The organism is Cupriavidus sp. SW-Y-13 (assembly GCF_009793345.1).
In the GTDB taxonomy this organism is placed as follows: Bacteria; Pseudomonadota; Gammaproteobacteria; order Burkholderiales; family Burkholderiaceae; genus Cupriavidus.
The window spans coordinates 211,033-223,291 of sequence record NZ_WHLX01000004.1; the positions used below are offsets into that span (position 1 = coordinate 211,033).

Annotated in this window: 11 protein-coding genes; 8 read left to right on the forward strand and 3 right to left on the reverse strand. The window is 58.2% G+C overall.

The genetic code is table 11. From position 1 onward, the window contains the following. Nucleotides 1-269: 269 nt before the first annotated feature. The gene (locus GA566_RS31055; protein WP_237380962.1) at nucleotides 270-767 is read right to left on the reverse strand and encodes a hypothetical protein; all 498 of its coding nucleotides are present in this window, start codon (nucleotides 765-767) and stop codon (nucleotides 270-272) included. A gap of 164 nt (nucleotides 768-931) precedes the next feature. Here GA566_RS31055 and GA566_RS31060 point away from each other — a divergent pair, with 164 nt between their 5' ends. The 7 genes from GA566_RS31060 to GA566_RS31090 all read left to right on the forward strand — a co-directional run bounded on the left by GA566_RS31060 (nucleotide 932) and on the right by GA566_RS31090 (nucleotide 9,561). Further along, nucleotides 932-1,366 carry a hypothetical protein gene (locus GA566_RS31060; protein WP_149135198.1) on the forward strand — a complete coding sequence of 145 codons (435 nt, stop codon included), beginning with the start codon at nucleotides 932-934 and terminating at the stop codon, nucleotides 1,364-1,366. Nucleotides 1,367-1,436: 70 nt separating this feature from the next. Next, nucleotides 1,437-3,089 (forward strand): conjugal transfer protein TraN, encoded by a 1,653-nt coding sequence (locus GA566_RS31065; RefSeq protein ID WP_149135199.1) that lies wholly within the window; start codon nucleotides 1,437-1,439, stop codon nucleotides 3,087-3,089. A 168-nt stretch (nucleotides 3,090-3,257) separates the two neighbouring features. Then, on the forward strand, nucleotides 3,258-3,674 hold the full coding sequence (locus tag GA566_RS31070) for a hypothetical protein (RefSeq protein WP_149135200.1): 417 nt from the start codon (nucleotides 3,258-3,260) through the stop codon (nucleotides 3,672-3,674). A gap of 128 nt (nucleotides 3,675-3,802) precedes the next feature. Beyond that, on the forward strand, nucleotides 3,803-5,719 hold the full coding sequence (locus GA566_RS31075) for a helicase-related protein (protein WP_160475159.1): 1,917 nt from the start codon (nucleotides 3,803-3,805) through the stop codon (nucleotides 5,717-5,719). 19 nt (nucleotides 5,720-5,738) lie between these two features. Continuing rightward, nucleotides 5,739-6,308 carry a hypothetical protein gene (locus tag GA566_RS31080; protein WP_149135201.1) on the forward strand — a complete coding sequence of 190 codons (570 nt, stop codon included), beginning with the start codon at nucleotides 5,739-5,741 and terminating at the stop codon, nucleotides 6,306-6,308. Between the two features lie 177 nt (nucleotides 6,309-6,485). Further along, nucleotides 6,486-8,276: a VWA domain-containing protein gene (locus GA566_RS31085; protein WP_149135202.1), complete on the forward strand. Its 1,791-nt coding sequence runs from the start codon at nucleotides 6,486-6,488 to the stop codon at nucleotides 8,274-8,276. A 169-nt stretch (nucleotides 8,277-8,445) separates the two neighbouring features. Continuing rightward, nucleotides 8,446-9,561, forward strand: a complete 1,116-nt coding sequence (locus GA566_RS31090) for an AAA family ATPase (protein WP_237380963.1) — start codon at nucleotides 8,446-8,448, stop codon at nucleotides 9,559-9,561. Between the two features lie 318 nt (nucleotides 9,562-9,879). Here GA566_RS31090 and GA566_RS31095 read toward each other — a convergent pair whose 3' ends face one another. Both GA566_RS31095 and GA566_RS31100 read right to left on the reverse strand, forming a co-directional pair. After that, complete coding sequence (locus GA566_RS31095; protein ID WP_035884237.1) at nucleotides 9,880-10,092, reverse strand: hypothetical protein; 213 nt, start codon at nucleotides 10,090-10,092, stop codon at nucleotides 9,880-9,882. A 263-nt stretch (nucleotides 10,093-10,355) separates the two neighbouring features. Further along, on the reverse strand, nucleotides 10,356-10,964 hold the full coding sequence (locus GA566_RS31100; protein WP_149135203.1) for a hypothetical protein: 609 nt from the start codon (nucleotides 10,962-10,964) through the stop codon (nucleotides 10,356-10,358). 224 nt (nucleotides 10,965-11,188) lie between these two features. On the opposite strand from GA566_RS31100, the gene GA566_RS31105 reads away from it, so the two are divergent. After that, the gene (locus tag GA566_RS31105) at nucleotides 11,189-12,256 is read left to right on the forward strand and encodes a DUF3150 domain-containing protein (protein WP_149135204.1); all 1,068 of its coding nucleotides are present in this window, start codon (nucleotides 11,189-11,191) and stop codon (nucleotides 12,254-12,256) included. Nucleotides 12,257-12,259: the final 3 nt, after the last annotated feature.

The following is a 12,259-nucleotide window of genomic DNA, read 5'->3' on the forward strand; positions in this document are numbered from 1 at the left end:
TTCCAACGTGCTTGCCTCTGGGATGGGGTCATCCCGTAACGCATGCTTCTCGCAGCCAGGCCTCTGAGGATTGATAAAGACCGACTCGACGCAGCTGACGCCGGATTGCGCGGCTGCGTGGCCGGGCTGGCACCAGAGCATTCCTTCCATACCTCTAACGTTTGCACGAACCGCCGCCTTACAGTTGCCGCACCGGCGGCCTTCGATGGTGTCCATGGGGATTCCTTGTTGTCTCGACTGTGGGATATGAGCAGCACACGAACACATGGTCATAGGTAGTGCACCATCGCCAGACTGAAGCCGGCCAGATACAGCGGCCAGGATCGAAGGGACTGCACGAGATCGGTCGAAGAGGGCCAGCACGAGAGCAGTTGCGCTGACAGACCGGCCCAGATGAGTAAATCCCACTGGCCGAAGCTCCACGCGTCAGCAACACGCGCCTTCGCAATCAGCCAAACGACAGGCAGTCCCAGCAGCGGCGCGAGACATGTTGGGGCGGCATTGAACCACCGCAAATTCTCGAAGGTGACTGATCCCAGCGCGATCCGACCATCCGGCTGCCGCGTCGGGAAAAGGTTCATGGATACCGGCTTTGCCCCTGTCATGGCCCCCACCAGGAGGTGAAGCAGCTCATGGGTCAGCGTTCCCGGCAGTACACAGAACGAGAACACTGCTAGGCGGCCCGATCCGGCCTTCATAACCAAAGCTCCCACGGTCGCTGGCACCAGATAGGCGAGGACGGTCAAATCCTCATGTGTCATTGACATAACTTCTCCGCCTTTTTGTGCCGCTTAATGCATATCTTGTTACCTCTGCGGTTTTCACGGTGAAAACTGACATCCCCTCGCCGCTTGACCGACGCGGACCTTGCAAATGCAATGACGACGCATCAGAATACATAACATTTACGCTTACCTTCAGTGTATCGCAAATGAACAACAAGATTGCATGTCACACGCTGGCTGGTCGTGCGGTTGTCTCAGCCGGTGTCGCAGCCCTCCTATCACTTGTTTGTACGAACGCTCTGGCTGCGGCCCCGAAGGATGTTCTGTTTGCAGCGATCAGGAGCGGGCAAGCCTCTGAAATCCTGAATGGTCCCGTTGCTGAAAACTGGCAATCGAAGAGCCATTCAACGGCCCCCGTATTGATGTCGGCGAAAGTAGTGAAACGCTACAAGGGCGAGTGCGCCCGCTTGAGCGTGACCATGCGGCAGGAGCACGTCCCGCTCAAAGACGGTGGCGCAGCTCCACTCGAGTTCTCCTATGAACTGAATCTCTGCACCGATGGCTCGCCCCCCGCAGAGACTGTCGATTGGTCTGCGGTTCCGCAAGAAACGCCGGAGAGATTGCGGGGCCAACTCCGATGAGCCTCGCGGCGACTTGGCAGGTATCTACGCGGGCACAGCCCCGCCAGTTCTTCAGGCTTGGGAACCTACTATGAACAACGCTTGGAATACTCCTTGGGGAAGACGGGTGCTATCCGTCATTCTGGGGCTCATTGGTTTCTTATTCGTAGCAGCCCCGCTCGAGGCTGCGGAATGTCGACGGGTGGGCGAGGTCTGCGTTGAAGGCGGCGGGGTTCGCAACATCGGCGGTACCGATGTGTACCGCGACTGCTGGCGCTATCGGGATACGTTCGAGTGCAAGAAGCCGGAGTCGATTGACTACTGCGCCCCCTTCTACAACCTGGCCGGATGCTGGCAAACGTCAACCAAGTGCATCGCCGCTGCTTGGGATGGCACTTGCTTGACCGAGCAGCGAACCTATCGGTGCGACGACCCGTCGATGCCGCCTCCGCCGAACACCGTTGTGCTCGACAAGACATACACGATTACTAAAGACGCGCTGGACACAAAACAGTGCGACCCGTATTCCACGAACCCACTCTGTACTCTCGCATCGCACAAGTGCGTGGAGCCGGCGGAAACCCGAGTCATTAATGGGCTGCCGGTCTACAAGTCGTGCTGGAGATGGCAAGACGACTACGCCTGTATTGACCCCACTCCCAAGAACGACTGCCAGGAGTACATCGACAAGGGATGCAAGAAGCTTGACGAAGTGTGCATCGAAAGCACTGACCCCGTCGGATGCGTGATGAAGCAAATCACGTACAAGTGTGTGACCAAGGAAGGCCAGACAACGACAGGCGAGGATTGCAGTGCACGTACGTCGTGCTATGACGGGACCTGTTGGGACACCGGGTACCCTGGGGATGACGACTTCGCACGCGTGGTGGCCGGGAAGGAGGCCGCCCGAGAAGGTGGTGTCTATGGTGCGGAGTCGAACAACTTCTTCAAGGGAGTTGCCGAAACCTGCCGGAAGGGCTTCGGTGGATTGAAGAACTGCTGCAAGACCGACCCCGGAGCCAAGTCCAACAACACGATCATGATGCAGGCCGCGGGAGGTGCCGTTAAGTTCGGCGCAAAGTACGCGTTCGACTACATGTACAAGAGTAGCGAATGGATACAGGCTGGCATGAGTGCGCTCGGCTACGACGGTATCGAGATGGCATCGAACTTTGGTGCTTCCTTTGGAATGTATGGGGTCTCCTACACGGTCGGGGGAGCGGCCCTCGCCGCCGGAGAGACGACCACAGGCATGTTTGGTCAGACTATCTATGGCCTGGGAAATGGCTTCGCCTTCGACCCGTACTCGTTTGCCGCTGCAATTGCTATCCAGATCGTCATGGAGCTCATGTCGTGCGAGCAGGACGAGATGCAATTGGGCATGCACCGTGGTGCGCACCTCTGCCACTTCGTCGGCTCGTACTGCTCGAATAAGGTCATGGGGGCGTGCCTTGAGACCAAGGAGGCGTACTGCTGCTACAACTCCAAACTGGCAAAGATCATCAACGAGCAAGGCAAACCCCAGATCGGCAAGGGTTGGGGGACTCCAGAGAATCCGAACTGCGAAGGGTTCACCACCGCCGAGTTCCAGCAGATCGACTTCTCTGCAATCGACATGAGTGAGTTTGTCGGAGACATCATGGCCGCAACTGAGCTGCCGAACATCGACGATATCCAGAAAAGAATGAGCGAGAAGATGAAGGACATCAAGACCAACCCGACCATCCCCGTGACCAATCACTAAGCACCCATTCAGGCCCGGAGCAATCCGGGCTTTTTTTCTGGAGCAGGCTCATTTACGTACGGCCGCCTGCCAGCCGCCACCCGCGCCTTAGATGCTCGCGTGCCGCATATCGGTACGTCAGGACATCCTTCAAAGCCTGGCATTCCATCAACATCAAAGGAGTGCAGTATGAAGACCGGAGAATGGGTGGGTGCGGGACACTGGGCCAACCGTTTTTCACACCCGCGCGATTGGGGGAAACCGCTACTGGGCCGCATCCTCGACCCAGCCGATCGCCGTGTTTGGAGCAACTCGTTCGAGTTCCCCGTTGCTTCTCCCGACGGCGCAGCAGTTATGTCGTTGGTATTGAAGCAACAGGCTGCGGGACTACTCGACGACAAGGCTCCGATCGAGTGGCATTTCGACAACAACCTTCGGATCATCCGTTGGGAGCTTTTGGTCAATTTGCGCACGGCCAAAGACGAGCACATCTACTACAACGCCATCAAATCGCAACGACTTGACGAAATTAACCATCGCCGTACGAAGCGACGCCCACTTAGCGAATTCTTGCCGAACGGGAGCCTTCATCTCGCGCACGCATGAAACACGCACAGCAACTGCCATGCCCCGTGACGAAGTCACGGGGCATTTTCTTTGTGAAACCGCTAAACCTCAGCCATGCTAGTATGTGTACGTGTTGAGTCTATAAATCGCAGATTATCTCTAAGGCCATGACCACCGAGAAACTTGGACGGTTGTCGCGTCTTGGCTTCCGATCGCTCCCTGAGTGTTTGCTTTCGGCACCGCGCGAGTACCGCGACTACCTTGAGCCTCTTTACGTCTTGCCGATCCCTGATACGGGACACAACCACTACCTCGTGCTAACACTCACAGAGGTGTGCTTGCTTGATGCCGCACAGCAACAAACGACGCGGTGGAAAGACGCCACAAGGCTGGCAGTTCGGGGGGTAGATGGTCGTGGCGACGGCGTATCCATTGTTATCATCGGGGCCGTCTGGCCGTGGAAAGCATTTCAGCCTGGCGACGAGCTGCACCTGTACGGTGAGTTGAAAACGGGCTGGCGAGGCAGTCGCGAGTTGATGAACCCGCACATTGTTCCGGAGGGCGATCGCGGAAAGATCGTCCCCATGTACATGGGCAAGCCGGGACAGGTGAAGGGAGAAGCCCTCGCAAAAGCGGTTCATGAAGCATTTCCACGCCTCAATGAGGCCTCCTGTTTGCTGCTGGAGCAGGCTGGCATGCGTGAAACGGATTTCCGGGCTGCTGCCGGCTACCACGATCCGGCAGACCTGCTCAGAGATCTGCACGCGCCGGCGTCAGTGCGGGAAGGTATTGCCGCCGTCCAGGCCGCACACCGATTGGCCTTGCGCGCTGTTCTGAACAAGGCGATCCGAAATCAATCCCAGAAACCTGTTTCAGGTTCGTCGATCGCCCTCGACCGGGGCAAGGTTGCAGATCTGATTGGCCGGCTTCCGTACGAGCTGACACCCGGGCAGCACAAGGGTATCGATGACATCGTCTCGGATCTGCGCTCGCCATTTCCGATGCGCCGACTACTCTCCGGCGATGTCGGCACCGGCAAATCGGTCACCTACATGGTGCCCGCAGTGGCTGCATATCAGGAAGGGGCTCAAGTAGCCATCATTGCCCCGAGCCAGATCCTCGTTCACCAGCTAGCCAGCGAGCTTCGGGAACTCTTCCCGGGCATCCCAGTCTGCTCGCTCGTGTCTGGCTCGAAACTGGAGGAGGGCATCATCGTTGGAACCACCGCGGTCATCGCCGCGGCAAAAGGCGCCTCCCTCATCTTCGACCTGGTAATTGCCGATGAGCAGCAGCGGTTCTCGGTGGGCCAGAAGAACAGCCTATTGGCCGACCACACGAACCTGCTGGAAGCAACCGCGACTGCGATACCTCGTACCATGGCGCTCATCCAGTTCGGCGGCACCGCGGTATCGATCCTCCGCGAGTCGCCTGTCAAGAAGAAGATAGTGACCCGGATTGTCCATCGTAAGGATGGGGCCAGGCTGTTCGACTTCGTCCACCATCAAATTCGCCAAGGCGGACAAGCCGCGATCATCTACCCGATGGCAGAAGACAGGGGTGATGGCGAAAGGAATTCAGTGGAGGCGGCCTATGTCCGATTCCGCGCAAAGTGGGGCGATCGGGTCGGTATGGTCCACGGCGGCTTGACTGACAGCGACAAGACAGAAGTTATTGCTAAAATGAAGGCCGGCGCCATCGACGTACTTGTTAGTTCAACGGTCATCGAGGTCGGGGTCACGCTACCATCGCTTCGTGTTGTGGTTGTAGTGAATCCTGATCGGTTTGGGTTGTCACCGCTTCACCAACTACGTGGCCGCCTGGCGCGTAAAGGCGGCGAAGGGTACTTCTTCCTGTATCTCCCGGAGGAACCAGACGCCGCTGCCAAGGACCGATTGCGGCAACTGGTCGAGTGCAATGACGGATTTGCTCTTGCGGAACGAGACGCCGATCTCCGTGGCTTCGGTGATGTTGACAGCGATGGGGGCGCGCAAACTGGGAGTTCCCGGCTTCTTTTCTGGGGCGTGACCTTGGACCGCAAGGAAATTGAAAGCGGCGCAAGGAATCTAGGCTTGGTTACTGAGTAGCGTATGTGAGAGGGATTGATTGGCTAAGGCAACACCGCTACCGGTCAAGGTGGCGATCTATCATCGGATCATCTCTGGTGACATTTCTCGCGTGGTAGCAAAGGACTTCCGGATCAGCCAGCCGACGGCCCTGAAGTACGCGAACGATGTCATTGAGAAACTTAGGGGGCTCAGCGAGATAGAGTCGACCCCCAGCCTTCGCACATTCCTCGCACGGTCGCTCAAGACCCAGTCCTTTCAGTATGCGGATGCGCCTGATGTCAAGGCCCTGCTGGAACCCATCCTGCAGCCGTACCTCGCCGACGCCGAGAACATCGACTATGCAGAGCGCGAGGGCGCGGATCACGCTTTGTCGACCCGCGTCAGTCCCACCACTTTCGAGCGATTCCAGGTAATTGTCGGACAAATGGCAGTTGAGAGGCCCGACATCACGCCGTCTGCGCACTTGCGGGAGATCATTGAGGCTTACTGCGAACAGGGGATCGTTCCCGCCCCGACGGTCTCGATTTCCGATCCGAAACAGGCGCGAGACACCATCGTCAACGCCGTTACGGACCTGCTTCGCAACCTTGGGTACACGGGCTTGTAAGCCGGCTCCTCATTCATACGGCCACCAGAGCCGTACCGTGCACCATCCCCCACCCAGATCCATCTCTGTCGCGCACTCCCCCAGCAGCGCGCGTGCCTTCTGTGTCCCTGTCCGTCATCTCCCTGAGCAAGGAACGCCCGCACCTCGCGGACATTCAACTCAACTCAGGAGATCGACATGGATCAGAATCAGCCGCGCGTATCTATGCGCCATCTGCATTTGTACGCGCATTTGCTGCTGGCAGAGGCCAAGCAGAACGGAAAATCGGTCCGACTCGAGTGGGCGAACATCCCCACCGCTTCGATTGGCCCTGACCCGACAAATCCGGGAGGTCTGGTACTGCGGCTGTCGCAAATGGCGGCGGTCGGTACCGAAGAGGATGCGACCCTACTGCGGGCACTGATCTCTCACGAGATCGTCTGCCACGGCCACCACACGGACTTCACCGTAGTTCCGCCAAGCAATCTCGCTGGTCAACTGGCCAACATCCTGGAAGACCCCCGCGGCGAGCTGCTTGGCGCCAAGAAGTTTCCCGGGTCAAAGAAGGTGATACGCGAGGGAATTGAGATTCTGGTCGATCGCAAGATCTTCCAGGGACCTCAAGACGATAGCGATACACCCGCCGCGGTCCTGGCCGGTTGGCTTGTAACTGAATTGCGGTCGGAGCTCCTAGACCAGGACTGCCTTCGTCAATTCGCCACCGACTTCCGGGCCAGTGCCATCAAGCATTTCGGCACGAAGCTGACCGGCCAGGTCAAAGCCGTTGCGTTGCAAGCCGCGACAGCACGCGATACTCAAGGTGCGATTCAAGCTAGCATCCGCATCCTCGAGCTCCTGAAGCTTGCAGCGGATAACAAGCCTGACTCTCAAGGTGGGGAACAGCAATCCGGCTCGCCGCAAGACAACCAGAATGCCGGCGATCCTGCCGGGCAAACATCTGGCCAACAAGACTCAGAGAACGGTTCCGAGCCGGGAGGCTATGAACCTTCTCACAATGAGCTGGCCGAGGCCGTCAATGCCGTTCTGACAGCAAGCCCCGGTGACCTGGGCAGCTATGGCAAGGGGCTCGAAGAAGTACTCTGCGAGGCCAACGAAGCGATCCAGGATGCCCAAAGCGCCGGAGGTAGCAGTCATACGTCGGAGTTGAACGAGCACAGCGCCCCAGCCAATGGTGGCTCATTGGAGAACCGCTCGCGTTTGCGTTCTGCTGCGAGGACTACAGCTTCGGCATTGTCCCTGCGGTTGCAGGACCTTCTTGAGGCCTTCGCCGCCGCCACGCGTCGGAGTTGCTCAAGCGGTAAGCTTCGTTCAAATCGGGTGTGGCGAGTGCCGCTGGGTGATACCCAAGTGTTCCGTCACAAGACCCGACACGACGAGCTGGACACTTGTGTCTATCTTCTCGGCGATGAATCCGGCTCAATGGATGAACCTTTTGACTCGGAGCAAGCCCCGCATCTCCACGCTGCGGCGCACAAGCCATCGGCTCAAGATCAGATCCAGGCCCACAAGGTCGATCGCAAGGACGCTGCTGGCCGGGTCATTGTTGCAGCAGGGGAGGTGCTTGACGGCGCTGACATTCCCTTCGGCTTGGCGACCTATAGCGAATCGGTTCGCGAGTGGAAAGGCTTCGAGGGTGACTGGTCGTCTACGCTTCAGCGGTTCCGCCCTGAAGCCACTGGTAGCACCAACACGCATCTCGCAGTCGTATGGGCGCTCAGGAAATTCATTGGGCGTAGCGAAGCGCGAAAGGTGCTGACCGTGGTCACCGATGGTGATCCAGGCGATCGAGACATCCTTGAGGCCGCGCTGCGCGAAGCTGCGCTGTTCGGTGTTGAGGTGCGATTCGTCCTGATCGGCGCGGAGCACGTGGATAAATTCCACGGTCTCTCCGCTACCTACGGTGTGGCGAACAACGTCCGTGAGCTTGCAACTGCTGTCTTCAGTTCTCTCGAAGCTGCAATTTGCTAACCCCACAGCCCCAGTGACTTCTGTCCTGGGGCGTTTTCTTTGGCCGACGGCTGCCGACACAGTAAGGCGCGATCGACGCGAACGTTTGTCTGACTTCCAGTCCTCTGTGACTCATACCTGAGCGCCAGGCCTTTGCAAGAGGCCGTCAAACCCACCTCTCAGGAGAAACATGATGGAAGCAGCAGCAATTGAAAGAAAGTCGATCGACGCAGTCTTCGGTGTTGATGGTGGCGCTTTCCGCGCTCACGGCTCGCAATCGACGACCACCATCCGTGTCTTCGCAGCCAACGACGACACACCAGACGTCATTGAAGGTTTTGCCTTCCAGCCCGATACCCTCCGCCGAATCCTCGTCTGGATGGCGTCGGGAGCCCTGCCGAACAACTTCACCAAGGCGACGATGAAGCGCAACCTGTTGATCTACGGACCGACAGGATGTGGCAAAACGGCACTGATCTCGCAGGTTTGTGCTCGGACGGGACGATCCATGTTCCGCTACCAGTGCAGTGAAGACTCCGAGGCAACCCAGCTCTTCGGCACGTACAAGCTCTGCAAAGTGCCGCAGAATGCGGAACCGCAGGAAGTGGAAGCCGAAGCGTCTGCAGCACCTCAACAGGCGTCGGTTCTCTCGGCGACCCCTGAAATGGTGTTCGTGGATGGTCCGGTTCTCCGCTGGGCGCGCACGCCGAACTCGATTCTTCTGCTTGACGAGTTCGACCAGCTTCCGCCATCGGTTGCAATGAGCATGAACGGAGTCCTGGACGGTGACGACATTCTTGTTCCGGAGACGGGGGAGCGAGTCAAGATCGCAGCCGGTTGTCTGATTGTGGCCACTGGCAACACCAACGGACGAGGTTCGGCTGGCGGCAACGGCGGCTCCGCGTCACTCTACAAAGGTGTGAAGCGACAGAACATCGCCAGCCTTGACCGATTCTTCGTTGTCAATGCCACGTACCTGTCCGTCGAGGAAGAGATTGCACTTCTTCAGGACCAGGTCGGCATGCCGGAGACGGCGGCAACGGCAATGGCGAAGTTGGCCAGCAGCTTGCGTAGCCGGTTTGTTGGGCTCAATGAGGATGCTGGTGCCAATGGGGAACCGCTCGAGTTCACCATCACCACTCGCAACCTCTTGAACTGGGGTCTGACGCACCGCCTGCTTATGGCAACGGGCCTGGACAGCACCAACGCATTCAAGGAAGGGCTTAGCATGACGCTGCTCGACTTCGGTACGGGCGCAGAACGCAAAGCAGTCCTCGATGCATGGGAGAACATCATCGGCGAGTAGCTCCAGATCAACCCCACGACACCCTCGGCTTTGCTGGGGGTGTTTTTCTTTTGTGGACACTTCGATCGAGCGGAAAAGAAAAACCCCCTCAGGTGAGCAAAGTCACATGGGGGGGTGGTTGGGCGCTTCTCTTTGGGGAGGACAAGTTATTGATATTGGCCTCCGTTACTGGACCACACGAGATTGTCCCTCGCGCGATTTTCGCTTTACAGTAATTCCGACATAGCATGTCAACAGGGCGAGGCCTGCGACCAGGCTCGCCAGTAGTATCTGCGCAGCACTCATTTCCTATTCCCCAAGAGTACGCTGACTACGTTACTACTCGTCGTCCTTCAACAGCCACAACGCTACAGCGTTGAAGAACGCGAACAATACCGCGCCAAGAACTGCGAACGCAACATCGGCAGTGGTGAGGGCTGCCCCCTTCACCATTTTATCCACGGCACCGAAGCCGAAGAGGCCAAAGTTTGCGAATGCAAGATTCTTTAGCACGTCAGCGAGAAAGCCCAGTACAGCACGGTTTTTCGCCATGATGGAGCCTTCCTTGTTGATACAAAAGTCTTCCCGTAAGACGGTTACGTATAAACACCTAGCGACGGGTTGTGTAGCTTTCGGCCGCACACACCTAGGATTCTCTTTGCGGGTGAGAGATGGTGAACAGCCGTCGATAATCGTTCGGTAGTCAGTCCGAGAGATTCAGCGGCCCTCCGCCGCGGTATTCCGACGCAAGATCGGAGCAGCAAAAGGACAGCCCCTCGCTGGCGAACCAGGAGGGGCTTGAGGGGGGTGTTTGATCAGGCGTACTTCGCAGCTTTGGCGGCAAACTCAGCTCGCCCCTCTTCGGAGTGCCAAGTACCGTGTGCGATGAGTTCCGCGGCTCCCGCTGCAGTGCTGCTCTGAAGCCACCCGCAATGCTTGCAGGCGAAGTCGGGCTTGCCCGATTCAGAAACGGCGACCTGGGCGAACTCGCGTTCCGCAAAATCCTCGTCCGAGCACGCCATCGTTATCGTCGCTTCGCGCGTGTCGGTTCGAGTTGTTCCGCTCGTCAGCTGATTGACCAGAGAACGAACAAGTTCCGCCTCGCTGGCCACACTGATTCCCGCAATGCCCAAGCGCTGCTCGTCCGCACTCGTTGTACTGAACATGTACCGGATATCGCTCCCATGCTTGAAGCAGGAAACGAAGAACTGTCCTTGCCTCTCATCCGTTACGACAAACGCGAACGGCTCGCGATCAATGCCCAACAGCAGGATTCCGTTCGGCTTCGCTTGATAGAAGCCGGCCTGGTCCGCGACGGGCTCGGCTTGCAACGCACCGTATTGGCGTCCATTCAAGTCAAGGGCAGGGGAGGGGCCACCCATGCCGGCCTTCTGCTGCGTTGCTGTGCAAGTGCATTCGTCCATGGTTTCTCCTTTGAAATGTGAAGAGTTACTGATGTCCGGGAATGCGTAACACGGCTCTAGAACGCGATTCGTCTGGCCAGAAGCGTCCTCCTACACCCCACCTCGCGCAACCAGCATCGGCCAACCGTCGCAGATTCCGACGGTCAGTTACTTCCCCCTGTCCGGCATATCGAAGAGCCAGGCCTGTGCAAGGGGCCTGTTTTGTCTAACTTCAGGAGATACACATGAACCAAGCAACGACGGTGGCTAGCAGCCAGATGGCGATTCTTAAAGATGTCGTCCTGTTTGACTTCATCATCGGAGGCAGCACCGGAGAGAAAACGGTCGAGGCGGATGATTTCATCCGTGAGGTCGGCAAGATGCTCCCGCGAGGTTCTTTTTCGTGGGTTTCGAAGTACCGTTCGGAAGCGAAGCGAGAGATCCTGAAAGTTGGCGTCGCTCGCCGCATTCACAACCGTGTGCGCGGCTACTTCGTACCGCTGAGCGAAGCCGCTGGGCTCTCCAGCAAGATGACGGACATCAAGACGCGATTCATGAAGGAGAAGGCCGAGTTCCTGGCCAACCTCCCAAGGATCGTTGATGAGTGGGCGAATGCCCCGGTCAATGCCAGTTCGACCAACAATGGCAAGTCGCGAGCGGATCTCATTCGCCTGCACGCGCCAAAGACGGACGACATGGACCGCATGCTCTCCTTTGACATTTCCGCCACAGGCATCCAGTCCACCAGCTTCTTTGGCGAGGACGACGCGCTCCACGCAGAAGTCAAAGGCTTAGTTGGCCAGGCAGCGCTCGAGATTGCGGAAGACGTGCGAAAGTCCTGGAAAGGGCCGGCCGCGGGGCGCACCAGCAGCCGCGTCCTGGGATTGATTCGCCGTGTTCGCAACAAGGCGGAAGCGATGGGCGTCCTGTCGACGAAGTTCAGTCGACTGGCCGAAGTATGCGACAAGGTCCTGGGCGCAGTTCCGGAGGGGCAGAACATTGAAGGCGTTCAGTTCCTGATGGTGTCATCGCTCCTGTCCCGGTGCATGAAGGCGGAAAACATTCTCTCCGAAGACTCGGTAAGGTTTGATCCGCTCGATGTGGAAGCAGCTGCGCCGGCGGCCACGCCTGGTGTTCAGCCTCCGGCCGCCAACGTGCCAATGCACTCTCAACCCGATCTCGCCATCGGCGACTCGGCACCAGCCTTCGAAGAAGCGCCTCAACCTTCGAGCCCACCCCCTGCTGCAGTCCTGCCGAGCGCCACTGAACCCGTGGCCTCGACCCAGGATGACACGCTGGAATTGGTCCTGTAACGA